We start from the raw sequence: 25,328 nt of genomic DNA on the forward strand, positions 1-25,328 counted from the left end.
TTGCGTCGCATCCCGAATTGGAACATAAATAGAACATAGAAGTAGATTCGCCATGACTGATGCAAGCCCCCTGGATGCGCTCCCGAAGCTGGGAAGCGCCGAGATCGCTGCCCTTTCGGCTGCGCGCAGCAATCGCTGGCGGCCGGGCCTCGCCGAGCGCAAAAATGGTCAAGGGGGCCAGTTCGCGCGGCATAGCGAGGTCTTTGCCAGCGGGCGGGAGGCGTGCGGGGCAGGGCTGGCGCTGTCGCTCGCGCTCGATGAATTGCGCTCGCAAGCGACAGGCGAGGGGGCCGAGGCGGAGGATCGTCGCAGCGTGCTCTGGGTGCAGGACAAGGAAGCGGCGCGGCTGACCGGGCGGCCCTATCGCCCCGGCCTGCCGCAGGAGATCCGCCACCGCGTGATCCACGTGTTGGCGGAGAAACCGCAGGACATGCTGTTCGCGCTGGAAGAGGGGCTGCGCTGCCGCGATCTGGCCTGCGTAATCGGCGAACTGGCGGGCAATCCCAAGGCGCTCGATTTCACGGCCTCGCGGCGGCTCAGCCTCACGGCGGAAAAGCATGGCGTGCCGCTGTGGCTGGTACGGCTCGATGCGGCGCGCGACCTGTCTTCGGCGCGGCTGCGGTGGGAGGTGACGAGCGCGCCTTCGCCTGCACCGGAGTGGAACGCCGAGGCACCAGGCGTGCCCAGTTGGCAGGCCGAACTGTTCCGCGCGCGGGCCCACGCGCCGGGCAAATGGTATTTGCGAGAGGAAGCGGGCCGCCTCGTCCAATACCCTCTCCCCGGACGGGGAGAGGATACGAAAGCTTGGCGCGGCACGCGCCTAGCTGGAGTTGGAGAGGGGATTGCCCACTTTGCGACTGCTGCGCGCCCCTCTCCAAGCTACGCTAGCTCAGCAAGAGCAAGCTTCGCTATCCTCTCCCCGCACGGGGAGAGGGTTGGTGCCTGAGCCTCATGCCGCGGCGAATCCTTTCCATCTGGTGCGCGCGTCTCGCGATCGATCGCTGGCGGCTTGCTGAGGCCTGTCCTGAGCGTGGCCGAAGGGGCTGCGAGCGCGGAGAAGGGCCGGATGCCGCACCGCTCGCGCTGATCACCGAAACCGCCCACGGCCCGCGGATCGACGCGGCCAACGATGCGGGCGCTGCTGCCGGAGCGCGCAAGGGCATGATGCTGGCCGATGCCCGCACGCTCTGCCCCGAACTGAAGGTTGCGCCCTCCGACCCTGCAGGCGATCTCGATGCGCTGGAGAAACTCGCGCTGTGGGCGCAGCGCTGGGGGCCGTGGTCGGCACTCGATCCGCCCGATGGCGTGGTGGTCGATGTCACCGCCGTAGCCCACCTGTTTGGTGGCGAGACGAAGCTGCTGGCCGATGCGCAAGCGCTGTTTGCAAAACGCGGGATCACGGCACGGCTCGCCATCGCCCCGACCGCCGGTGCGGCCTGGGCGCTGGCGCATTACGGCCCCCCGCGCAGTATCCTTGCCGCCGATGACGATATGGCAGCGCGGCTGTCCGAACTGCCGGTCGCGGCGCTGCGGCTCGACGATGATGTCCTCACCATCCTGCGCCGCCTTGGCCTCAAGAAGCTGGGTGAGCTGGGAAAGGTCGAAAGCGAAGGGGGTGGCCGCGATGCGATCATGCGGCGGTTTCGCAACCGCAAATCGCCCGCCGCCAATCCGCTGGTGCGGATGGACCAATTGCTCGGCAAGGTGCCCGAGCCGCTGCTGCCGGTCATCGCGCAACACGATCCGCTGGTGCAGCGCCGCCTGGTCGAACCGATCCGCCACCGCGCCCTGCTAGACCAGGTGTTGCGCGATCTCGCCGAAGACATGGTGCGCGAGCTTGAGGGGCGGGGCAGCGGCGCCCGGCGACTCGAGCTCGGGTTGTGGCGGGTCGATGGCGAAGTGGTGGTGCGCCGCCTCGAACTCGCCGCCGCCACCCGCGACGCCGATCACATGTGCCGGCTGTTCTCGGAAAAGCTCGAGGATATCGATGCCGGTTTCGGGATCGAGACCGTGCGGCTGCGCGCGAGCTGGGCCGAACCGCTGGCGCTGGCGCAAGGCGATATCGAAGCTTCGGCGGAAGAGCATGGCACCTCGCTCGCGGCCTTCGTCGATCGCCTGACGACCCGCCTTGGCCCGCGGGCGGTGCGGCGGCCGATCCCGTTCGGCAGCCACATTCCCGAGCGCGCCCAGCGTTGGCAGCCGCCGCTTGATCCGCCACCCAGCGCGCAGGAAGAACTGCGCTTCCATGCGCGGCCACTCAAACTGCTCGACCGGGCCGAGCCGATTGCAGTGCTCTACGCTACGCCGGACGGTTATCCGCAGCGCTTCCGCTGGCGCGGCGAGGTCCACGAAGTCGTGCGCGTCGAAGGGCCGGAGCGGATCGCGCCCGAATGGTGGCGTGAACGTTCGACCGTGCGGCTGCGCGATTACTACCGCATCGAGGACAGCAAGGGCCGCCGCTACTGGATCTATCGCCACGGATTGATCGGCGACGGGCGCGGAGGTCTGCCCGAATGGTACCTGCAAGGGCTATGCGCCTGAACAGGTGACACAAGTTACACCCTGTCACCCTGAGAAGTCTTGTTCAAGTATCTGAAAAGCATACACGATTTCGGAAAGCGAACGGGTGACACCCTTTAATTCGTTTTCTTCCGGAAACATCACATTGTCAAAGGGCCATGACCTCCATGACAAGTCATTGCTCTGTAGGACAGCCAAGAAAAAGACGCGTCTCCCACGGAGACGCGCCTTCCTCGGCCAAATCTGGATGCTAGCAAGACGAACCTGCTCGATCAGCCGCCGCTGTAGGGAATCGTCGATTTGTGAACAGCCATGCGCAAGTCGCCTTCGGCATCGCGGATGTAGCCGATCGTATATTCGACCTTTACCTCATCTCCGCCATTGGCCGGGGTGAAGTAGTAGTTCCCCATGGCCACGGCCATGTGACAGACGTTGTTGGTGATCCCGGCGTTCTGCCATCGCACCTTGCTCCACGGGGTGATCGCAAAACCCTTGTCTTCCGGGTACGAAGCATTGCCACCTACGAAATAGGACAGCGCGCCGTCGAACGACGGACGGAATTGTTCGACCGAGGCCAGCGTAGGCTTGAAGAGCACGAGGCTCTGGTCGTAGGCGTAGAACTTGCTGATATGATCGGCCGCTGCCTTGCGGTAGTCGCCGCCATCCGAATAGACTTTGCCGATATTGATGATGCCTTCGCCCCACGCTTCCTGGGCGGCGACGACTTCCTGTTCGGTAATGCATTTCAGTTGCGCCTCGGTCGGCTGCAGGGTCTGGCCGGTGCCGATGGGCTGTTCGGTGGTCTGCGCTATGGCAGGCACGGCTGCCGCGCAGGAAAGTGCGGCGACGATGGTACGAATTTTCATATCCAACTCCTGTATGCGGAGCGCGTCATGAGCTGACTGCCATCGTGGCATCGGTCGGCCATTTCGCGCTCAGCGAAACATCGTTTTGACCGGTCTGTGTTTGGAAAGATCAGGCCGGTCTGTTGCGATACGTCCGACATCACGAGCGCTTCATGCGCCCGCCAGAGGGGCCCGGTCCGTGTCCTGCTTACGCTTGGAATTGCACAAGGTTCCGGCCTTTTCAACGACCTAGACCAAAGCAGGTAGTCAAAAACCGAGCTTTGGGATTGCCCGGTGTCGCAATAGAACATATATAGAACGAATGTCCGATCAGACCATCCTCCAGAAGCTCGAGATCCTCGCCGATGCGGCGAAATACGATGCCTCCTGCGCGTCGTCGGGCACGGCAAAGAAGAACTCTTTGGGCGGCAAAGGCATCGGATCGACCGAGGGTATGGGCATCTGCCACGCCTATGCGCCGGACGGGCGATGTATCAGCCTGCTGAAGGTGCTGCTGACCAACCACTGCATCTTCGATTGCCACTATTGCATCAACCGCAAGAGCTCGAACGTGCGCCGCGCGCGCTTTACGCCGCAGGAGATCGCCGACCTCACGCTGAGCTTCTACAAGCGCAACTATATCGAGGGGCTGTTCCTTTCCTCCGGCATCATCAAGAGCTCCAACCACACGATGGAGCTGCTGGTCGAAGCGGCGCGGATCCTGCGCGAGGAGCACGACTTCCGCGGCTACATCCACCTCAAGACCATCCCCGAGGCCGATCCCGAGCTGATCCATCAGGCCGGGCTCTATGCCGATCGCCTTTCCATCAATGTCGAGCTGCCGACCGATGCTGGCCTCACACGTCTCGCGCCCGACAAGGACGCGCGCCAGATCGAAGGCGCGATGGGCGGCACCAAGATGGCGATTACGCAGGCCAAGGACGAGAAAAAGCGTTTCCGCCACGCGCCGCGTTTCGCGCCCGCCGGCCAGTCGACGCAGATGATCGTCGGAGCCGATGCCGCGACCGATGCCGATATCGTCGGCAAGGCAAGCCGCCTCTATGACAATTTCCGGCTGCGGCGGGTCTATTACAGCGCGTTCTCACCCATTCCCGATGCGAGTGCGGTGCTGCCGCTGAAACGCCCGCCGCTGATCCGCGAGCACCGGCTCTACCAGTCCGACTGGCTGATGCGGTTCTATGGCTACCAGCCCGGCGAGATCATGCAGGCGACCGAGAAGGATGGAAACCTGCCGCTCGATATCGATCCCAAGCTCGCCTGGGCGCTCAAGTTTCGCGACAGCTTCCCGGTCGATGTGAACCGCGCGAGCAAGGAGCAATTGCTGCGCGTGCCGGGGCTGGGGACGACGGCGGTGCGGCGCATCCTCACCGCGCGGCGGCACCGGACCTTGCGGCTCGACGATGTGGCGAAGCTCACCGTGTCGCTCGCCAAGGTGCGGCCCTTCATCGTTACCTGCGACTGGCGACCGACGCTGCTGACCGACCGCGCCGATTTGCGCCGTCTGCTGGCACCTCGGCAGGAGCAGCTGGAGCTGTTCGCAGCATGACCCTCTTTCATCCGTCATCCCAGCGAAAGCTGGGATCTCTCGCCGCTAAGTCGGATTTGGCTGCACGAGACCCCAGCTTTCGCTGGGGCGACGGCTTGGGGGACCCGTCGTGACCTCGCTCCAGCACGTCAAGCTCGGCACCTATTACGTGGTCAATCTGCCGCGTCCGGACGACTTTGCCTTCTGGCGCGAGCGGGCGCGTAGCCTCGTGCAATGCGATGTCCCGCCCGACCGGGTGGCGTGGGTCGAGTCGGGCGGGTCGGGCGATCTCTTCGCCGGCGGCGATACGCGGCTGCCGGTGCCGCCCGCCGATGCCCGCCCGATCCGCGCCAGCAAGCGGTTCCTGAGCCTTGCGAAGAACGCCGCGCTGCATTCCGATCCGGAGCGGTTCACGCTGCTCTACCGGCTCGTGTGGCGGCTCCAGCGCAACCCGCGGATGATGGAGGACAGGGCCGATGCCGATGTCCGGCGGATCGAGGAGCTCGACAAGAATGTCCGCCGCGACAGCCACAAGATGCACGCCTTCGTCCGCTTCCGGCAAGTCAAGGAAGAGGATGGCAGCGAGCATTACGTCGCGTGGTTCGAGCCCGACCATCACATCGTGCGCGCCAATGCCGGGTTCTTCAAACGCCGCTTCGCCAATATGCGCTGGTCGATCCTGACCCCGCGCGGGACGCTGCACTGGGACGGCGCGACGATGCGCGAAGGTCCGCCTGCGCAGAAGAGCGACGCGCCGCAGGGCGATCCGGCGGAGGATCTGTGGCGCACCTATTACGCATCCATTTTCAATCCCGCGCGTTTGAAGGTCGGGGCGATGCTCTCCGAGATGCCCAAGAAATACTGGAAGAACCTGCCCGAGGCCTCGCTCATTCCCGAGTTGATCGCCGGGGCGCAATCACGCGAGGCGACGATGGTGGATGCAGGCAGCCGCGAGCTGGAAGACCGGCCCGAGACGCTGGAAGCGATCGACCGTGCGATCCATGCCTGCCGCCAGTGCCCGATCGGCGAGCTCGACAACCAGGCGGTGATGGGCGAGGGGCCGCAGGCTGCGGCCCTGATGATCGTCGGCGAGCAACCGGGCGACCAGGAGGACAAGGCCGGGCGGCCGTTCGTGGGGCCGGCGGGACAACTGCTCGACCGCCATCTCGAAAAGGCCGGGATCGAGCGGCGCGGCGCCTACGTCACCAACACGGTCAAGCATTTCAAGTTTGCGCAACGCGGAAAGCGGCGGCTGCACCAGTCGCCGACTGCGAAGGAAATCGACACCTGCCGCTGGTGGATCGAAAGCGAGCGCGCGCTGGTGAAGCCGAAGATCGTGCTCGCATTGGGCGCCAGCGCCGCGCGCGGGATGCTCGGCAAGACGGTGAGCATTTCCAAGGTGCGCGGCGAGCCGATCGCGCTGGAAGATGGCAGCGAGTTGTGGGTGACCGCGCACCCGTCCTACCTGCTGCGGCTCGATGGGGAGGCTGCGGAGAAGCAGGCCAAGCTGTTCGATGCCGACCTCGCCGCGGTGAAAGAGCGGTTGGGGGAGTTGTCATGAGTATCGTCATCCCAGCGGAAGCTGGGATCTGGTGCGTCCGGGCCGGACATTGCTGCACGAGATCCCAGCTTCCGCTGGGATGACGGGGCGGGGAGGCCTGCCTCATGCCCGACACCGAACTCCTCAATCCCAAGCGCACGATCGAGCTCGATTCCGACAGCATCGATCCGCCACCGCGCGCGCCTTTCGTCGAACTGGGGCTGGTCAGCTGCTTCAGCTTCCTGCGCGGGGCGAGCGATGCAGTCGATCTTGTGCTGTCCGCGCGCAGCGCCGGTTACGATGCGATCGGGATTGCCGATGTGAACTCGATGGCGGGCGTGGTGCGCATTCATACCGAGGCGCAGACGCTCAAGCTGCGCCCGGTGATCGGCACGCGGATCGAGACCGTCGAAGGGCTGGCTTTTCTCGCCTATCCGCGCGACCGCGCCGCCTATGGCCGGGTATGCCGTTTGATCAGCGCCGGCCGCATGGCGACACTGGAGGGCGAGTGGCAGGCCAAGGGCGAATGCGACATCTCGCTCGCCATGCTCGCCGAGCACAGCGAGGAGGTGCAGCTGATCCTGCTGCCGCCGGACGATCTGGCGCAGCGCTTCACGATCAAGATAGAAAGCAACATTATCCCCTTTCGTCACCCCGGACTTGATCCGGGGTCCCGCTTCTCTTCGAGAACGGCGCCAGAGGAAGCGGGACCCCGGCTCGGAGACCGGGGTGACGAGAAGGTAGTGATTGAGGCGGTCTTCCCGGATATCCTCCCGCATCTCACCCGCCAGTTGCCGACGCTGCGCCATCTTGCTGCGAGCTATCTCTACCGCGGCGACGATATCGCCCGGATCGACCGGCTCGATACGCTCGCCAAGGCGAACAATCTCACGCTCCTCGCCACGAATAACGTGCATTATCATGCGCCTGAGCGGCGGCCCTTGCAGGATGTCATGACCGCGATCCGTCACAAGACGACCGTCGCCAGGGCCGGGCACCTGCTCCACGGTAATGCCGAGCGTTATCTCAAACCGCCCGAGACCATGGTGCATCTCTTCGCCCGCTGGCCGCATGCGATCGCGGCGGCGCGCGAGGTGGCGGATGCCTGCAATTTCAGTCTCGAAGAGCTCAAATATGAGTACCCGCAGGAGATTTATCCTGACGGCATGACGCCACAGCAGTTCCTCGAAAAGGAGACATGGAAAGGCACACAATGGCGCTATCCCAATGGTTTGCCGGATTCAGTTCGGGAAACGCTGCAGCGCGAACTGGCGCTGATCGCAAAGCTCGACCTGGCGCGCTATTTCCTCACCATCAAGGACATCGTCGATTACGCGCGCAGTGTCGATCCGCCGATCCTGTGCCAGGGGCGAGGCAGCGCCGCCAACTCCGCCGTGTGCTTCGTGCTCGGGATCACCAGTGTCGATCCGGCCAAGCACCAGTTGCTGTTCGACCGCTTCATTTCCGAAGAGCGCAAGGAGCCGCCCGATATCGATGTCGATTTCGAGCATGAGCGGCGCGAGGAGGTGATCCAGCATATCTATCGCAAATACGGCCGCCACCGTGCGGGGCTTACTGCGACGGTGATCCATTACCGCCCGCGCATGGCGATCCGTGAGGTCGGCAAGGCGATGGGGCTGTCCGAAGACGTCACCAGCGCGCTGGCGCGGACCGTGTGGGGCGGGTGGGGCAAGGAAATCGGCGAGGGGCATGTCGCGGAAACCGGCATGGACGTGGCCGATCCGCAGCTTCGGCGCGTCCTCACACTCACCCGGCAAATGATTGGAATGCCGCGCCATTTATCCCAGCATGTCGGCGGTTTCATCCTCACCGAAGGCGCACTGACCGAGACCGTGCCGATCGGCAATGGTGCCATGCCCGACCGCAGTTTCATCGAATGGGACAAGGACGATATCGAAGCGCTCGGCATCCTGAAGGTCGATGTGCTCGCGCTCGGCATGCTGACCTGCATCAAGAAATGCTTGGATCTGCTTGAAAACCATCACGAAAGACCGCTTGAGCTGGCGACCGTCCCGCGCGAGGACCCGGAGACCTACGCCATGCTGCGCAAGGGGGACTCGCTCGGTGTGTTCCAGGTCGAGAGCCGGGCGCAGATGAACATGCTGCCGCGCCTGCGCCCGCGCGAGTTCTACGATCTCGTGATCCAGGTCGCGATCGTGCGCCCCGGGCCGATCCAGGGCGACATGGTGCATCCCTATCTCAAGCGGCGGCGCGGGGAAGAGAAGGTCGTGATCCCGGCGCCGAGCCCCGAGCATGGCGCGCCGGATGAGCTTTCGAGCATCCTCGAACGCACGCTCGGTGTGCCGATCTTCCAGGAACAGGCGATGAAGATCGCGCTCGATGCGGCAAGGTTCTCGAGCATAGAGGCCAATCGGCTGCGCAAGGCGATGGCGACTTTCCGCAGCCGCGGCATGGTCGACGAGCTGCAGGACATGATGGTCGAGCGCATGGTGACGCGCGGCTACGATCGCGAGTTTGCCGAGCGTTGCTTCAACCAGATCCGCGGTTTCGGCGAATACGGTTTCCCGGAAAGCCACGCGGCAAGCTTCGCGCACTTGGTCTATGTCTCGAGCTGGCTCAAATGTCATTTCCCGGCTGCCTTCGCCTGCGCGCTGCTCAATTCGCAGCCGATGGGCTTTTACGCCCCGGCGCAAATCGTGCGCGATGCGGCGGAGCACGGGGTCGAAGTGCTGCCGGCGGATGTGAACTGTTCGCAGTGGGATTGCACGCTGGAGGTATTGGCGGAAGATTTTGTTTCGCGCAGAGAGCGCAGAGGAAAGGAGAGACGCAGAGAGGGTGTGTCGGCGGATGAGCCGCACTCCTCCTGCTATGGGGCGTCTAGCGAGAAGGTCGCAGATTGTGAAAGTGCCTTCGGCACGGACGACATCTCTGCGTCCCCCTTTCCTCTGCGGTCTCTGCGCGAAACCAGCAACGGCGCAAACCACGATAAAGGCCGCCTCGACAAGCATATTGCCTTACGCCTCGGCCTGCGACAGGTCGATGGCTTGCCCGAGCATGTGGCGGCGCAAATGTTGGCGGAGCGTGACGTCAATGGGCCGTTTACCGATGTCAGGGCGCTGCGCGACCGCGCGGGCATCGGCCCCGCGCATGTCGAGCGGCTTGCCAGCGCGGATTGCTTCACCTCGATGGGCCTACCGCGGCGGCAGGCGCTGTGGGATGCGCGCAGCCTTGTCGCCGGGCCCGACCTGCCGCTGTTCCGCGCGGCGGCGGAACGCGACGAGGGGGCGGAGCGTAAACCCACCATGCTCCCCGCCATGCCGCTCTCCGAAGAGGTCGTCGCCGACTACCAGACGACTCGTCTTAGCCTGAAAGCCCACCCGATGGCGTTTCTGCGCCCTGAACTCGCCGAGCGCGGCTTCGTGCGCGCCTGCGACCTACGCGACCGCAAGTTCCGCAGCATGGTGCAGGTGGCGGGCGTGGTGCTGATCCGCCAGCGACCGGGCAGCGCCAAGGGTGTCTGTTTCATCACGCTGGAGGACGAAACCGGCGTCATCAATCTCGTCGTCTGGCCCGATCTCAAGGAAAAACAGCGCAAGGTGGTGATGGGATCGCGGCTGATGGAAGTGCGCGGGCGGGTCGAGTACGATGATGAAGTGATTCATGTCATCGCCCACCATATGACCGACGCGACGCATCAGTTGGCCAAGCTTTCCGACGACATGCTGAAAACGCCGATCGCGCGGGCGGACCATGTCAACAATCCGCTGCCCGACAAGCTCAATCCGCGCGATGATCTGCGTGAGGGCGGCGACGATCCGTACCAGCCCGTCGAACCGTGGCAGGAGCCGCCGCCGGGCAATCGCGAATGCGGCTACCACCAGGGCCATCCGCGCGATGTGCGGATCATTCCGAAATCGCGGGACTTCCATTGAGCGGAGTCGTGTCTTGACCGAACGCCGCTGGAAAATCTCACGCCGGATCGGGAAGCTGCGCTGGGACCGGCGCTTTATCTCGCTGCTGATCCTCGCTGCAGTGGCGCTCGCGACGTGGAGCTGGCTGCGCGACAACCCCGGCTCCAACCCCTGGGCACCGCTCGACCTGCGCGACGAGCCGGGCTGGGCGACCGAACGGAAAATCCGCGCCCTGCGCGACGACCCGGCGCAATGTCGCGCGGTGCTCGAACGCAGCGAAGTCGCTTTCACCGCCCTGCCATCGGCGGGCGAGGGTCCGTGTCGGCGACAGAACCCCACACGCCTGCAAGGCTATCCGCTCAGCCCCGATACCCCGCCGACCAGCTGCGCCGTCGCAGCGGCGATGGAGATCTGGCTGGAGCAAGGCGTTCAGCCCGCAGCGCGGGAGATTTACGGGCAGGGCATCGCCCGGATCGAGCATCTCGGAGCCTATAGCTGCCGCAGGCTCTACGGTGCCGACACTGGCCCGTGGAGCGAGCATGCGACCGCCAACGCCATCGATATCTCCGCCTTCGTGCTGGAGGATGGCAGCAGGATCAGCCTGCTCGGCAACTGGAACGATGAAGACGACGACGCGCGTTTCCTGCGCAAAGCGCGCGACGCCGCCTGCGAGGTGTTCGGGACGGTGCTGTCACCCGATTACAATGCCGCGCACCGCGATCACTTCCATTTCGACCAGCAGGCGCGCGGCTTCGGCGGCGTCTGCCGCTAATTCGTCTCCAGCGCGTATCCGGCCGAGCGGACGGTGCGAATCGGATCGTCCGCCCCTGGCACGTCGATTGCCTTGCGCAGACGGCGAATGTGCACATCGACCGTGCGCAGTTCGATATCGCTGCCCGTGCCCCACACGCCATCGAGCAATTGCCCGCGGCTGAAGACGCGCCCCGGACTTTCCATGAAGAACTTGAGCAGGCGATACTCGGTAGGCCCGAGCTGTAGCGTCTCACCGCGGCGTGACACCTTGTGCGCGACCGGATCGAGCACGATGTCGCCGGCCTGGATCGTCTCGCCGGCAAGGGCAGGGCGGATGCGCCGCATCACGGCGGCGACGCGCGCCAGCAATTCGCGCGGGCTGAACGGCTTGACCATGTAATCGTCGGCGCCGGTATCGAGCCCGCGAACGCGGTCGTCCTCCGCCTCTCGCGCGGTCAACATGATGATAGGGACGTGCGCGGTTTCCTTTTCGCGCCGCAACCGGCGGCAGACCTCTATCCCGCTGGTGCCTTCGATCATCCAGTCGAGGATGACCAGGTCCGGTACGTCCTCGCTCGCCATGAGAAGCGCTTCGTCGCCGTCCGACGTGGTGCGCACGCCATAGCCTTCGTTCGTGAACCGATATTCGAGGAGCTCCGCCAGGGCGGGGTCGTCCTCTACCAGAAGGAGTTTCGCTTTAGGCAACTCAACCACCCCGCTTCGATAGCCTTGCGAGGGGCGATATTGCAATCTTGGGTCAGTGTTGTTTCAACGATGACAGTTTTTAGTCATCATCGGGCGGATAATGCCCGGTCGCGGCAAAGTGCACCATTTCTGCAACATTGGTCGCGTGGTCGCCGATCCGTTCGATGTTCTTGGCCACGAAAAGGAGCTGCGCCGCAGTCGAGATCGTCGCCGGATTTTCCACCATGTGGCTGACGAGATTGCGGAAGATGCTGTTATAGAAGGCATCGACCTTCTCGTCCGCCGCGATCACTTCGAGCGCGAGCACGGGATCGCGTGCCGAATAGGCGGTCAGCACGTCATGCACCATTTCGGCGGCGAGGTCGGCCATCGTCGGCAGCAGCGTGAACGGTTCGAAGCGGTCGCGCCCTTCTACCTGGCCGACTCGCTTGGCGATATTCTTCGAATAATCGCCGATCCGTTCGACCACGCCGGCGATCTTGAGCGCGGCAATCACTTCGCGCAGATCGTCCGCCATCGGTGCGCGCAGGGCAATGATTCGCACTGCGAGCTTGTCGACCTCGCTTTCGAGGACGTCGATCTCCTTGTCGCTCTTGACGACTTCGGCCGCGAGCGTCTCGTCGCCGCTGACCAGCGCCTGCAGCGCCTTTTGCAGGGCGACTTCCGAAAGACCGCCCATTTCGGCGATCAGGCCCCTGAGACGCGTGATGTCCTCGTCGAAAGCTTTGACTGTGTGATCCTGGCTCATCCGTATCGGCCTGTAATATAATCCTTGGTCCGCTCCTCTTGAGGAGTGGTGAAAATTGCGTCCGTAGGTCCATACTCGACCATCTCGCCCAGATGGAAGAAGGCGGTGCGTTGCGAAACACGGGCCGCCTGCTGCATGGAGTGCGTTACGATCACTATAGCATACCTGCCCTGAAGCTCGTCGATCAGTTCCTCGATTTTCGCCGTGGCGATGGGATCGAGGGCCGAACACGGCTCGTCCATGAGGATGACTTCTGGATCGACTGCGATGGCGCGGGCGATGCACAGGCGCTGCTGCTGGCCGCCGGACAGGGCAGTGCCCGATTCCTGCAGGCGGTCCTTTACCTCGTTCCAGAGACCGGCGCGCTGGAGAGATTTCTCGACGATCTGGTCGAGATCGGCCTTGGTCGGGGCGAGGCCGTGGATGCTCGGCCCGTAGGCGACATTGTCGTAGATGCTCTTGGGAAAGGGGTTGGGCTTCTGGAACACCATGCCCACCCGCGCGCGCAACTGCACCACATCCATGCTGCTGGCGTAGACATCGTCGCCGTCGAGCTCGATCGTGCCTTCGACGCGGGCCGAAGGGATCGTATCGTTCATTCGGTTGAGCGTACGCAGGAAGGTCGACTTGCCGCATCCCGAAGGGCCGATGAACGCGGTCACATATTCGGCCGGGATATCGATCGTAACCTGATCGATGGCTTTCTTGTCGCCGTAATAGACGGACACGTCCTTGGTGCGCATCTTGGGTGCGCCCGGATGTTCCATGTCGTGGATGACTGTCACCAGCTCTTCTCGAATTTGTTGCGGAGGTAGATTGCGAGGCCGTTCATCAGCAGGAGGAACAGCAGTAGCACGATTATCGCAGCGCTTGTCCTTTCGATGAAACCGGTATCGATTTCATCCGACCACAGGAAGATCTGTACCGGCAGTACCGTCGCCGGCGAGGTGAATCCGTCCGGCGGACTGGCGACGAAGGCACGCATGCCGATCATCAGCAGCGGCGCGGTCTCGCCCAGCGCGCGGGCCATGCCGATGATGGTCCCGGTCAGGATGCCGGGGAGGGCGAGCGGCAGGACGTGGTGGAACACCACCTGCACGGGCGATGCGCCGACCGCCAGCGCTCCGTCGCGGATCGAGGGTGGCACCGCCTTGATCGCGTTGCGCCCGGAAATGACGATCACCGGCATGGTCATCAGCGCGAGCGTCATGCCGCCGATCAGCGGGGCGGAGCGCATGTTGGGAAAGATAGTCAGGAAAACCGCGAGGCCGAGGAGGCCGAAGATGATCGACGGAACAGCGGCAAGGTTGTTGATGGAAACTTCGAGTATGTCCGTCCAACGGTTTTTGGGCGCATATTCCTCGAGATAGAGCGCCGCCAGTACGCCGATCGGGAAGGCGAGGGCGAGCGTCACCAGCATCGTCAAGATCGAGCCCTTGAGCGCACCCCAGATGCCGACCATCTGCGGATCGGTCGCATCGGAGCGGGTCAGGAAGCCGATATCGAAATTCGTCTCGAGCTTGCCCTCTGCGACGAGCCTTTGCGCCAGCGCCTGCATCTCGGGCGAGCCTTCGCCATCGACACCCTGCGCGAGGTCGCCCGAAGTCGGGAGCCAGAAGTCTTCCTGGCTTTGCAGCAGGCCGGGATCGGCGATGATATCCTGTGCCACTTCGCGCCACGCTTGATTGCTGACCTCTGCCGCGCCGGCCGCGCCGAGCTGCTCGGTCGCGGCGAATTCGATGACTTGCGGCAGGCCCTGTCGTTCCAGCTCCTGCACCGCATCGCTTTGCGAGAGCGTATCGGCATTGCCAGCGAGCCCTGCCTGCGTGAAATCGATCGAAACACGCAATTCGTCGCGCTGGAAACCGGCCACGCCCGAATAGAGCATGTTGCCGAGCAACAGCGCAAGCACGAGCACGGAGAAGGCGATGGCCGAAAAGCCGAGCATCTTGAACCGGCGTTCCGAGGCATAGCGCTGCTTCAGGCGCTGCTCGAACGCTTCGGTGCGCGTCGGACGCATGGTGGAGGGTGCGCTGTCACTCATAGGCTTCACGGAACCGTTTGACGACGCTGAGCGCGATGAAGTTGAGGCCGAGCGTCACCATAAAGAGGACGAAGCCGAGCGCGAAGGCGCTGAGCGTGGCCGGATGGTCGAAACTTCCCTCGCCGGTGAGCAGCGCGACGATCTGCACGGTGACGGTCGTCATCGCTTCCAGTGGATTGGCAGTAAGGTTGGCGGCAGTCGATGCGGCCATGACCACGATCATCGTTTCGCCGATGGCGCGACTGATCGCCAACATGATCCCGGCGACGATGCCGGGAAGGGCGGCGGGGATGAGCACGCGCTTGATCGTTTCCGACTGGGTGGCGCCCATGGCGAGGCTGCCGTCTCTCATCGCTTGGGGAACCGCGGCAATGCTGTCATCGGCCATGGAGGACACGAAGGGAATGATCATCACGCCCATGACGAGACCGGCAGCCAGCGCGCTCTCGCTGGAGGCGTTGGATATGCCGATGGAGATGGCGGCATCGCGGATCATCGGGGCGACGGTCAGCGCGGCAAAATAGCCATAGACGACGGTCGGCACGCCCGCGAGGATTTCCAGCGCCGGCTTGAGCCATCTGCGCCACTTAGGGGTAGCATATTGCGTCAGGTAGATCGCGCTCATCAGGCCGAGCGGGATAGCGACGATCATGGCGATGATCGCACCGATGAACAGCGTCCCCCAGAACAGCGGTATGGCGCCGTAGCGATCGCCCTGCGGCGCTTCGGGATTGGACATCGGGTCCGGGTTCCAGCTGGTGCCGAACAGAAAGTCTATCGGCGACACCATGCCGAAGAACCGGATCGTCTCGAAAATCAGGCTGGCAAGGATACCGAAGGTCGTCAGAATCGCCACCAGCGAGGCGAGCAACAGAACCGCCATGACTACTTTCTCTACGCGCGTGCGCGCCCGAAAATCGGGTTTGAGCCGGGTGTAGGCCCAGATCCCCGCCACCAGCGCCATCGATAGGGCGAGCGCAATACCGATCGTGTTGTAGAAAGAGATGGCCGAGCGGAAGGGCTCGACCAAGTCGCGTGCGGCGGGATTGAACACGTCCTGCGCACCGCCAGTCGCCACAGCGCGCGCTTCCGACAGGATCGTGTCGCGCTGGAAACCGAATTCGGGCAGCGCCTGCGCGGCGGGACTTGCGAGCACCGATTGCATGATAAGCGTCGGCGACAGCGCCATCCATAGCGCTGCAAACAGGAGCAGCGGCACCGCAATCCACAGTGCGACGTACCAGGCATGGTAATTGGGCCGCGCCGCTATCGGTGTCTCGCGATTCGCCCTCAGGAACGTCCATGCGCGGGCACGACCGGCAAGCCAGCCGACAAGCCCGAGGCCGAGCGCAAGCAGGATCAGAAATGCAGGCGACATAAACTCAAAGCGTTCCAGATTCAGGTCGATCAAGGATGCGTGAGATCTGATCGAGCACAATTGGCGGGACGCGAGTCTGCGCCTGCCCCCGGGTCAGAAATGCGATGGTGGCTCCATATGGCAAATTCATGACAAGGCACCTGCATTGTCGCCGCTATCCACCTCATTAGCGGTCTCGTCTCCGCCCATCTCGGGTGCATCCATTTCGCGCCAGAGTGGGATGCGCACAGTGATCGTTGTGCCGACGCCCATCTCGCTATCGATGTCGAGCCGGCCGCGGTGACGCTGGACGATATGCTTGACGATGGCGAGGCCGAGGCCGGTCCCGCCAGAGGCGAGGCTGCGGCCAGGATCGGTGCGGTAGAACCGCCGGGTCAGGTGCGGCAGGTGTTCGCGCGGTATGCCTTCGCCCTGGTCGACCACGTCCAGCCTGGCGTCGCCGCTGGCCGCTTGCGACAGCCGGACGGTTACCGGCGCATCCTTGCTGCCATATTTGAAGGCGTTGTCGACGAGGTTGCGGACCAGTTGTTCGAGTTGCTGCGCGTCGCCGCCGACCGCGTATTGGCCGTGTATATCGATCACGAGGCGCTCGGCGCGGTCGCCCAGGTTGGCGGCATCGCGTGCGGCCCGCTCGACCACCGCACTGAGATCGACGCGCTCGACCGGTTGTTCGTGCTTTTCCGCCTCGATCCGCGACAGCGACATCAGATCGCTGACGAGGCTCTGCAAACGGCGGGCCTCGCGATAGATCGTGTCGATGAATTTCTGCGCTGTGGGCGTGTCGATCTGGTCGGGCGTGTCGCTCAGCGTTTCGGCGTAACCGATGATCGAGGCCAGCGGTGTGCGCAACTCGTGGCTGGCATTGGCGACGAAATCGGTGTGCGCGCGACTGATATCGGCTTCGGCGGTCCTGTTGGCGAGCTCGATCACTGCCAGCTCCTCGTTCATCTGGTAACGGTTGACGCTCCAGATGTCCTTGGGTCGCGCCAGCCCTGTGACAATAGCTTGGCCAGGCTCATTGCGATCCATCAAGGCGATGGCTTCCGGGTGCCGGAATGCGACCCGCACATCCTGACCGACGACATGGCTACCGAGAACGCTGCGTGCGGCGCGGTTGGCGATGATGATGCGGTTGCGTTCGCTGAGCATGAGCGGCGTGGCCGAATGTTCGATCATCGTCGCCATGCCCTCTTTCGAGAAGACAGGATCCTGCGGTTCCGGCGGCAGGCTTTCTTCGCGCTGCGCGCCGAGCAGCAAGGTGCCGCACCAGACGACGAACAGCGCCAGCGCCAGCGGCCATTCGAGACCGGTGAGCGACAGGACTGTCGTCGTCGCGACCGCAATCAGAAGACCGGGCCAGGGAAATGTCGGCTGCGAATCCACGCTGCGGCCTTAGAGGGGAAACGCACGTCCCGCCACCGTCGCACGAACGGCAGTGGATATCTGGTGCATGAGGGGAAATTGCGCCTCCGGGTGGTGACCCGTACGGGAATCGAACCCGTGTTTCAGCCGTGAAAGGGCCGCGTCCTAACCGCTAGACGAACGGGCCAAATGGCCCATCCCGGAGGCGAGCCGCGCATCTAGTGGCGGCTCTGCGCGTGGTCAACCCCGCAAATGCAGATCGAACGCAGGAATTCGCCTCAATCGGCCCAAGCCGCATCTTCGAGATGCAATTCGGCCGCCGGACGCGCGCCCCAATCGTCGATCCTGGCGCGTCCTGCAAGCCAGAGCCTGCGGCCGCGCGCGCTGTGGAGCAGCGCCTGGCCCCAATCGGTCGAGGCTGCGCGAAAGGCGATGGCCTTGAGCGAACCTCCTTCGACTGATCCGGCGATCAAGCGGAGGTGATCGTTGCCGACGATGTCCGCCTTGATCACATGGACCGGCCCGACCGCAACGCGCGGACCGGGCCAGCCCACGCCATAAGGTCCTGCGCGGTCCAGCGAATGGACGAGTTCTGGCGTCAAGCCGCGAGGCCCGACCGCCAGATCAAGCGTCATCGCCTTTTCCGCCATTGCGCGCCCCACCGGACCCTCGAGCCGCGCCTCCAGCCAATCGGCCAGCGCCTCGACCTTGTCCGCATCCACAGTCAGGCCGGCCGCCATCGCATGTCCGCCGCCGGCGACCAGCAGATCGTTTTCGCGCGCAGCGATGATCGCTGCGCCCAGATCTACCCCGGCGATGGAGCGGCCCGAGCCTTTGCCTTGCGCGCTTTCGCCGTCGAGCGCGATGACGAGGCTGGGCTTGCCGGTCTTTTCCTTGATCCGCCCGGCGACGATCCCGATGACGCCCGGATGCCAGCCATGCCCGGCAACCACATGCACGGCGCGGTTGTGCTGTGCGGCAAGCTGTTCTTCGGCGGCCTCCTGAACCTCTGATTCGATGGCGCGCCGTTCCTCGTTGAGGCGCGAGAGCTGTTCGGCGATTTCGCGGGCCTCGTCGGGATCTTCGGTCGTCAGCAAGCGCACGCCCAATGTCGATTCGCCGACCCGTCCACCCGCGTTGATGCGCGGCCCGAGCGCGAATCCAAGATCGCTGCAGGCGGGGGCGCGCTTCAGGCGGCTGGCGTCGATCAGCGCGCTCATGCCGGTCGTGTTGCGCTTGGCCATGACCTTGAGACCCTGTGCAACGAAGGCGCGGTTGAGCCCGTGCAGCGAAGCGACATCGGCCACTGTGCCCAACGCGACCAAGTCCAGCAATCCGCGTAAGTCCGGTTCGGGGCGATCGTCGAAATAACCGCGCTCGCGCAGGGTGCGCACTAAAGCGATCGCGAGGAGAAACGCAACGCCCACCGCCGCGAGATGGCCATGGCTCGCCGCGAGATCGCTTTCGTCCAGGCGATTGGGATTGACCAATGCCACGGTCGGCGGAAGGTCGGGCGGGCATTTGTGGTGATCGACGACGATTACGTCGACGCCAGCGTCGCGCGCCATCGATAGCGCCTCGTGTGCCATCGCGCCGCAGTCGACTGTGACGATCAGGCTGGATCCGCTTTCGCCGAGCTTCACAAGCGCTTCGCCGCTCGGGCCATAGCCCTCGAGCAGTCTGTCCGGGATGTAATGGCCGGCCTCGTGCCCGAGCATGCGGATCAGGCGGATCAACAGCGCCGAGCTCGTCGCCCCGTCGACATCGTAATCGCCGTAGATAGTGATCGTCTCGTGCGCGAGGATCGCTTGTGCAATGCGTTCGGCGGCATTGTCCATGTCCTGAAAGACCGAGGGATCGGGCAGGAAGGCCTTGAGCGTCGGTGCGCGATGCCGCTCCAGGTCGTCTCGCTCGACGCCGCGTGAAAGCAGCAACTGGGTGACGATATCGTCTTCCAGACCGATCGCGCCATCGCCGAGCTCCATGTTCCCGCCGCGCCAGCGCCAGGCCTTGCCGGACAGGGATTGCGAGACACCGCACACATGCGAGAGGGATCGGGAGGCCATGGAGCAATGGTAGTCGCAACGGCCGCGTGCGCAAAGCGGGCAGCATTGACTTTCACCCAGCCAAGGAAGAGCAGGTGCCGTCATGAGCAACGGTCCCACCCTGCTGATCGCGTGGCACAGCCGCACCGGTGCGAGCCGGGCCATGGCCGAAGCCGCGGCAAAAGGGGCGGGCGGCACGGCGCGCTTGATGCGGGCCGAGGATGTCCAACCCGACGATCTTCTCTCCGCGTCGGGCTATCTCTTCGTGTGCCCCGAGAATCTCGCGACCATGAGCGGGATGATGAAAGAGATGTTCGACCGCAGTTATTATCCTGTCCTAGGCAAGATCGAGGGGCGGCCCTACGCCACTGCTATTGCCGCAGGGTCGGACGGGGAGGGCGCGCAACGCCAGATCGATCGCATCGCGAAGGGGTGGCGATTGAAGCGCGTGGCAGAGCCGATCATAGTCTGTACCCAAGCCCAGACACGCGAAGCCATCGAAGCGCCGAAGACGCTGGACGATGCTGATCTCGCGCAATGCTGCGAGCTGGGGGAGGCCTTGGCGACCGGCCTTTCCATGGGGGTCTTCTGATAATCCGATCCGAAGTCGAGCGAAATCACCGTTGACGACTCGACTAGCGCGACGAAAGGCCGCAGAAAGTGCGCGCGAGAATAGCAAGGGACGCGGTGATTTCGCAGGTCGAATCTTCAGGGGATGGCGCTGGATCCGGTTCGGACCTTGTCCTGCTTTTCCATGCACAGGAGAGACCATCGATCGCGGAGGTCGTATCGGTTGTCGCGTCGTTGAACGGGGTTTCCGTCGTGGGCGAGGCCGTCGGAAACGAGCAGGCGAGCAAGCGGCTCGAACTGCACATCGACGGAATGACTTTCGATCTCGTCGGGCTCGATCCCGCTCCCCGTATCGCTGTGCCCGAGATCCGCGATTGGCGCGATATCGCGGTCGAGGTGCGTGGCGCGCCGCTGGTGGGCGTGGGTCTGGCCGCGGGGCCGCATATCGAAGCCGGCAAGGCAAGTACGCCGGTCGTGCGCGGCGCCTTGCGTCTGGCGCGGCTGCTCGGCGACGCATTTGCCGGGTGTGCGGGAGTATGTTGGGTTCCCTCGGGTGTCGCGCAGAGTAAGCCCGCCTTCGTAGATGCGGTCGACCGCTGGCTCGGGGGCGGACCGATGCCGACCACTTTCGTCGTAACCCTCGCCGCCGCGATCGACGGCGCCATCGAGAGCCGCGGTCTCGCCTGGTTTACAGGACAGGAGGTTCGCATCGAACCGATCGTCGCCGACGACCGCGAACAGGCCAAATTGCTGGCCTATCGCCTGGTGGAGCAATTGATCCATCGCGGCACACTCGAGGCGCCCGAACAAAGCACTGCGCCCGACGGTCGTGTCTTGCGGCTCGAGCCTTCGGCCAATCGCCGCTATGTGCGGGTCTGGCTGGCCTGAGCGCTCAGTCGCTGTAGGGCGCGACATTCTCCATCAACGCAGCCTTGGCGGCATGATATTCCTTTTCGATCCGCGCGACCATGTCTTCGACCGAGCCGACCGACTTGATCGCGCCGACTCCCTGGCCCGAGCCCCAGATGTCCTTCCACGCCTTGGCCTTGGTGTTGCCGCCGCTGCCGAAATTCATCTTGCTGGGATCGCTTTGCGGCAGGTTGTCCGGATCGAGACCGGCCCCTTCGACCGAACTGCGCAGGTAATTTCCGTGCACGCCGGTGAAGAGGTTGGTGTAGATGATACCCTCCGCGCTGCCTTCCACAATCCCTTGCTTGTAGGCCTGGTCGGCATTGGCTTCCTCGGTCGCGATGAAGGCGCTGCCGATATAGGCGAAATCGGCGGACATGGCCTGCGCGGCGAGCACCGAACGACCGTGCGCGATCGAACCGGACAGCGCGACCAGCCCGTCGAACCACTCGCGGATTTCCTGCATCAAGGCGAACGGCGACTGAACGCCCGCATGGCCTCCCGCACCGGCGGCGACCGGGATCAGGCCGCTGGCTCCTTTCTCAATGGCCTTGTTGGCGAAGCGATTGTTGATCACGTCATGCATGGTGATCCCGCCCCAGTTCGTCACCGCGTCGAACACTTCGGTACGCGCGCCGAGCGAGGTGATGACCATCGGTACCTGCCATTTCTCGCAGGTCGCCATGTCCGCATCGAGCCGGTCGTTCGACTTGTGAACGATCTGGTTGACCGCGAAGGGAGCCGCCGGGCGATCGGGGTTCTCGCGATTGTGCTTGGCGAGCTCTTCGGTGATCTGGTGCAGCCATTCGTCGAGGAGCGTTTGGGGGCGCGCGTTGAGCGCGGGGAAGCTGCCGATGATCCCGGCCTTGCATTGGGCAATGACAAGCTCCGGCCCGGAGACGATGAAGAGCGGCGATCCGATGACGGGAAGGCGCATTTTGTCGAACGGGGCGGGAAGCGGCATCCAGTGAACTCCGGTTTTGTTTTGCAATCGACCCGAGCGCCTAAAGCGCTGCGCGCCGCTTGTCGAGTAGCCTCAAGGCCGTGGTCGGCGAACTAGGACAGGAGATCTTCGATGCCGTAGATACGCGCTGCGGTGCCGGCAAAAAGCGCGTGTTTTTCGTCCTGCGAATGCCCGTGCGCGAGGCGCTTGAACGCGTTCCAGAGGACATCGTAGCTCGCGCCCCAGCGGTCTACGGGATAATTGCTTTCGAACATGGCGCGATCGGGGCCGAAGGCTTCGATGCAGGTTTCGATATAGGGTCGCCACAATGCCGCGAGGTCTTCGGAATTGTGACCTTTAGCCGGACCGTCCTCGGGCATGCCGCAAAAGGCCATCGCCAAGCCGCCGAGCTTGACGGATACATTCTCGCACTCCGCCAGCGCATGGATCGAATGCCGCCAGCGATCGAAATTCTCGTGCAGCTTTCCGCGATAGCTCGCGATGTTGAGCGGCGTTCCGCAATGATCGAGCACGATGGGCTGGTCGGGAAACGCTTTGGCCAAGTCCAGCAGATCGCCAAGTTGCGGCTCGAGCAGCCAGGCATCGAATGTCAGGCCGAGTTCGCCGACATGCCTGAACCCCTCGCGAAAGACCGGGTCGAGATAGCGACCTTCGGGCGAACCGAACGGCGGCCCGAGAACCTCGGGATCGGCATCCCACGCGGCTGCATGGCGGATACCCTTGAAGCGCGGCGAGGCAGCCAGCAGCGCTTCCAGCACCGGGCGCGCGCCGTCGCCCAGCATCAGGTCGGCATGCCCGATGATCGCATGGCACGGGCTGTAGTTCCCGTACAGCCCGCTCGCAGCCTGCGCCGCGACACCGTTGACGAACTCGACCTCGCCGACGACTTTTTTCGCGTCGCCATAGGCCGCGTTGTAGAATGCGCCGCATTCCATGAAGCAGGTACCGACGATGTTGTGCCCGCCTGCGAGCCCGCCCCTGGTGTCTTCTTGCAGCTCGTCGAAAGTGTAATAGGCCGCACCGGCGATTGCGGCGATGAAATCGTGCTGCGGTTCAGGAAAGGCCGGCACCATCGGCCGCAGGTCCCACAGGTGATGATGCGGATCGATGATCGGCAGGTCGGGCTCGAGAATCGCTTCGGTCATGGCAGAACTCTCCTCGTCCCCGCCACCGCTGTCCCGGGAGACATGGACCGCATGGACCACTGTCCAGGCAGGAAAAACGGGCGCCTCATCGGTGCGGGTACGAAAACTTTTGGTGAATGCATCCGGCGAGACATGCGGTTCTCCTACCCGCCGGAATGCGAGTAGGAAAACGCCGCACTGCGCGTCAGTTGCGGAAGCTCGGATCGATCCGGTCGAGCTTGCGCAACAGCGCCGGCCAAGCGAGACCGTTGGCGATCATGCCGATCCCCTCGGACGGGGTCTGCGCCTTGACCTTTTCCGGCGTGCCCTGCGGCGGGTTATGGAGGTTTTCGCGGCCCGCGCTCAGCATCTTGACCTGGGCATCGCAGGCGCGCTCGATGAAATAGAGCCGCAGGAAGCATTCACCGACAGTCCTGCCGATCGCCAGGGTGCCGTGATTGCGCAGGATCATGGCGTGCTTGTCGCCCATGTCCTCGACCAGGCGCTCGCGCTCCTCGAGATCGGTCGCGATGCCTTCGTACTCGTGATAGGCAATGTCGCTGCGCGCGATCATGCCGGTCTGGGTGTGCTCCATCAGCCCGTCGGCCATGGCGCTGACCGCCTGGCCGGACGGCGTATGGAGGTGCATTACCGCATGGGCATCGTCGCAATTCATGTGCAGCGCCGAGTGGATCGTGAAACCGGCCGGATTGACGGGATGGGACGTCGGGATGACCGGCTGTCCCTCGGTGTCGATCTTCACCAGCGAAGAGGCGGTGATCTCCTCGAACATCATGTCGTAGGGGTTGATGAGGAAGTGATGCTCCGGCCCCGGTACGCGGGCCGAGAGGTGCGTAAAAATCAGGTCGTCCCAGCCGTAGAGTGCAACCAGCCGATAGGCTGCCGCGAGATCGACGCGGACCGCCCATTCTTCGTCGCTGACGGTGTCGCGGATATGCGCGTCGTCGCTGGCGGTCTTGTTGTCCATTACGGTGGCCATGGGTCTGCTCCTCTCGGGTCTCGTTTTGCAATCTGTAGCCTGTCTGGCCGCCGCATTCAATCGGAGGGGATCAGGGCAAGCTCGGTCTGACGCCCATCGAGAAAATGCACCTGCTCGCCATCGAACAAAGCGTTTTCCTCGGTGCGGAAATCGACCCGCTGGTCGCCCCATTCCAGCACGTCGGCATAGGTCGTCAGCTCGATCGACCATGCCGTGTCGGGAAAGAGCCGATATTCACTGCGCGGATCGCCGTCCTGGTTGTCCCAGAACCCGATGGCGGTTCCGGCACCATGGCCGTGGAAGCCGATCGGATGGCTGTAGATCGAGGGATCATAGCCTTTGGCGATGGCTTCCTTGCGGGCTGCGGCGAGGATTTCATTGCCGGTCAGATCAGTCTTCAAATGGCTGCGCAGGATATCGGTGACGGCATTGGTGTTGGCGAGGCCCTGGCGCAGTCCTGCAGGCGCGTCGGTCTCATCAGGCTTGAGAACATAGGCGAGGTGCTGGGTATCGGTGTTGATCCGCAGGTAGGTGATGCCGAAGTCGGTCCACAATAGGTCCCCGGGCTGGATCACGGTATCGCCGCGCAGCATCTCGTCCTCGCCCTGTCGCTGGATGCCCACCGAGGGGTGGAACCAGACTTTCAGACCGAGGTTCGAAACACGCTCGCGATACCACCACTCGACATCTTCCGCCGTCGTGACGCCCGGCGTGATCACCTTTCGCGAGAACGCTTCCGCGATGATCGCATGGGCGGTTCGTACGACCAGCGGATACATTTCGAGTTCGCGGGTCGAGCGGCTTTCGAGCCAGCGTATGGCGAGCGTTTCGCCCGAGACAATCCTGTCCCGGTATTTCTCTGGCAGGGCGGCGGTCATCAGCCGGTACTGACTTAGCGTCATCCCGTCTCCGAAGGCTTTCAGGTCCGAATAATTGATGGCGATTGTGTCGGGTTCACGCGCGGCAATGATATCGGCGACCGCCTGCCACTGGTCGGGCTGTTTTTCAGGCTCCCATGACGGCGCAAACAGATCGGCCATGCCATAACGGCTGACCGTCAGGCGTTCGATTTCCCGGCCTTCACCGGGGTCATGGAAGATCAGGATCGTCCGCCGCCGCGCGGCCATGCTTTTCGCGTCGAGCATCGTCGCGATCACGGGTTCTTCGAAATATTCGCGTGCCATCAGCAGCCACATGTCGATGCCCTGTTCGCGCATGATCTGCGGGATGATGGTTTCGAGCCGCTCTTCCAGATTTGCATCGATCCATTCGGCGCGCTGGCGCAGCGAGAGGAGTGGCGGCACTTGCGGGTCGGCCTGTTCGGTCTCGCTCATGGCTATGGCAGGATGCGCCGCGAGTGGGAGCGCAAGGATGGCAGGTCC

The 25,328-nt window shown here is 63.8% G+C and carries 20 protein-coding genes and 1 tRNA gene; 8 read left to right on the top strand and 13 right to left on the bottom strand.

Features of this window, described 5'->3' with window-relative positions; genetic code table 11:
* The first annotated feature begins 52 nt into the window (after positions 1-52).
* Both EL2594_RS05310 and EL2594_RS05315 read left to right on the top strand, forming a co-directional pair.
* Complete coding sequence (locus tag EL2594_RS05310) at positions 53-946, top strand: hypothetical protein (protein WP_011414001.1); 894 nt, start codon at positions 53-55, stop codon at positions 944-946.
* Between the two features lie 5 nt (positions 947-951).
* Complete coding sequence (locus tag EL2594_RS05315) at positions 952-2,541, top strand: DUF6504 family protein (protein WP_011414002.1); 1,590 nt, start codon at positions 952-954, stop codon at positions 2,539-2,541.
* Positions 2,542-2,792: 251 nt separating this feature from the next.
* Here the strand turns inward: EL2594_RS05315 and EL2594_RS05320 are convergent, their stop codons facing one another.
* Positions 2,793-3,386 (bottom strand): hypothetical protein, encoded by a 594-nt coding sequence (locus EL2594_RS05320; protein WP_011414003.1) that lies wholly within the window; start codon positions 3,384-3,386, stop codon positions 2,793-2,795.
* 301 nt (positions 3,387-3,687) lie between these two features.
* On the opposite strand from EL2594_RS05320, the gene EL2594_RS05325 reads away from it, so the two are divergent.
* The 4 genes from EL2594_RS05325 to EL2594_RS05340 all read left to right on the top strand — a co-directional run bounded on the left by EL2594_RS05325 (position 3,688) and on the right by EL2594_RS05340 (position 11,116).
* Positions 3,688-4,932: a putative DNA modification/repair radical SAM protein gene (locus tag EL2594_RS05325; RefSeq protein WP_011414004.1), complete on the top strand. Its 1,245-nt coding sequence runs from the start codon at positions 3,688-3,690 to the stop codon at positions 4,930-4,932.
* 109 nt (positions 4,933-5,041) lie between these two features.
* Positions 5,042-6,472, top strand: a complete 1,431-nt coding sequence (locus tag EL2594_RS05330; RefSeq protein WP_011414005.1) for a UdgX family uracil-DNA binding protein — start codon at positions 5,042-5,044, stop codon at positions 6,470-6,472.
* 104 nt (positions 6,473-6,576) lie between these two features.
* Positions 6,577-10,365 (top strand): error-prone DNA polymerase, encoded by a 3,789-nt coding sequence (locus tag EL2594_RS05335; protein ID WP_011414006.1) that lies wholly within the window; start codon positions 6,577-6,579, stop codon positions 10,363-10,365.
* 13 nt (positions 10,366-10,378) lie between these two features.
* Positions 10,379-11,116 carry an extensin-like domain-containing protein gene (locus EL2594_RS05340; RefSeq protein ID WP_011414007.1) on the top strand — a complete coding sequence of 246 codons (738 nt, stop codon included), beginning with the start codon at positions 10,379-10,381 and terminating at the stop codon, positions 11,114-11,116.
* On the opposite strand, the gene phoB is transcribed toward EL2594_RS05340, so the two are convergent.
* From phoB to recJ, 8 genes are all read right to left on the bottom strand, one after another.
* Positions 11,113-11,802: a phosphate regulon transcriptional regulator PhoB gene (phoB, locus tag EL2594_RS05345; RefSeq protein WP_011414008.1), complete on the bottom strand. Its 690-nt coding sequence runs from the start codon at positions 11,800-11,802 to the stop codon at positions 11,113-11,115. The genes EL2594_RS05340 and phoB overlap by 4 nt on opposite strands.
* A gap of 79 nt (positions 11,803-11,881) precedes the next feature.
* Positions 11,882-12,550, bottom strand: coding sequence for a phosphate signaling complex protein PhoU (gene phoU, locus EL2594_RS05350; protein WP_011414009.1), 669 nt, complete (start codon positions 12,548-12,550; stop codon positions 11,882-11,884).
* Positions 12,547-13,317 carry a phosphate ABC transporter ATP-binding protein PstB gene (pstB, locus tag EL2594_RS05355; protein ID WP_011414010.1) on the bottom strand — a complete coding sequence of 257 codons (771 nt, stop codon included), beginning with the start codon at positions 13,315-13,317 and terminating at the stop codon, positions 12,547-12,549. Before pstB ends, phoU begins: the two co-directional genes overlap by 4 nt.
* A gap of 14 nt (positions 13,318-13,331) precedes the next feature.
* Positions 13,332-14,594: a phosphate ABC transporter permease PstA gene (gene pstA / locus EL2594_RS05360; RefSeq protein WP_041685099.1), complete on the bottom strand. Its 1,263-nt coding sequence runs from the start codon at positions 14,592-14,594 to the stop codon at positions 13,332-13,334.
* Entirely contained in the window at positions 14,587-15,972 is a 1,386-nt protein-coding gene (gene pstC / locus EL2594_RS05365; RefSeq protein ID WP_041685703.1) for a phosphate ABC transporter permease subunit PstC, read from the bottom strand. The genes pstA and pstC overlap by 8 nt, the downstream gene beginning before the upstream one ends.
* 126 nt (positions 15,973-16,098) lie before the next feature.
* Positions 16,099-17,355 carry a sensor histidine kinase gene (locus EL2594_RS05370; RefSeq protein WP_011414013.1) on the bottom strand — a complete coding sequence of 419 codons (1,257 nt, stop codon included), beginning with the start codon at positions 17,353-17,355 and terminating at the stop codon, positions 16,099-16,101.
* Positions 17,356-17,446: 91 nt separating this feature from the next.
* Positions 17,447-17,521: transfer RNA gene (locus EL2594_RS05375), tRNA-Glu, on the bottom strand.
* Positions 17,522-17,612: 91 nt separating this feature from the next.
* The gene (gene recJ, locus EL2594_RS05380) at positions 17,613-19,400 is read right to left on the bottom strand and encodes a single-stranded-DNA-specific exonuclease RecJ (protein WP_041685102.1); all 1,788 of its coding nucleotides are present in this window, start codon (positions 19,398-19,400) and stop codon (positions 17,613-17,615) included.
* 82 nt (positions 19,401-19,482) lie between these two features.
* Here recJ and EL2594_RS05385 point away from each other — a divergent pair, with 82 nt between their 5' ends.
* Positions 19,483-19,971 (top strand): flavodoxin family protein, encoded by a 489-nt coding sequence (locus EL2594_RS05385; protein ID WP_011414015.1) that lies wholly within the window; start codon positions 19,483-19,485, stop codon positions 19,969-19,971.
* A gap of 230 nt (positions 19,972-20,201) precedes the next feature.
* Positions 20,202-20,837 (top strand): hypothetical protein, encoded by a 636-nt coding sequence (locus EL2594_RS05390; protein ID WP_041685104.1) that lies wholly within the window; start codon positions 20,202-20,204, stop codon positions 20,835-20,837.
* Between the two features lie 4 nt (positions 20,838-20,841).
* Here EL2594_RS05390 and EL2594_RS05395 read toward each other — a convergent pair whose 3' ends face one another.
* The 4 genes from EL2594_RS05395 to EL2594_RS05410 form a co-directional block, all read right to left on the bottom strand.
* The gene (locus tag EL2594_RS05395; RefSeq protein ID WP_011414017.1) at positions 20,842-21,822 is read right to left on the bottom strand and encodes an NAD(P)H-dependent flavin oxidoreductase; all 981 of its coding nucleotides are present in this window, start codon (positions 21,820-21,822) and stop codon (positions 20,842-20,844) included.
* A gap of 92 nt (positions 21,823-21,914) precedes the next feature.
* Positions 21,915-22,967, bottom strand: coding sequence for an amidohydrolase family protein (locus tag EL2594_RS05400; RefSeq protein ID WP_011414018.1), 1,053 nt, complete (start codon positions 22,965-22,967; stop codon positions 21,915-21,917).
* A gap of 184 nt (positions 22,968-23,151) precedes the next feature.
* On the bottom strand, positions 23,152-23,946 hold the full coding sequence (locus EL2594_RS05405; RefSeq protein WP_041685106.1) for a class II aldolase/adducin family protein: 795 nt from the start codon (positions 23,944-23,946) through the stop codon (positions 23,152-23,154).
* A 56-nt stretch (positions 23,947-24,002) separates the two neighbouring features.
* Entirely contained in the window at positions 24,003-25,280 is a 1,278-nt protein-coding gene (locus EL2594_RS05410; RefSeq protein ID WP_011414020.1) for a M24 family metallopeptidase, read from the bottom strand.
* Positions 25,281-25,328: the final 48 nt, after the last annotated feature.

This window comes from Erythrobacter litoralis HTCC2594 (assembly GCF_000013005.1).
GTDB classification, from domain to species: domain Bacteria; phylum Pseudomonadota; class Alphaproteobacteria; order Sphingomonadales; family Sphingomonadaceae; genus Parerythrobacter; species Parerythrobacter litoralis_A.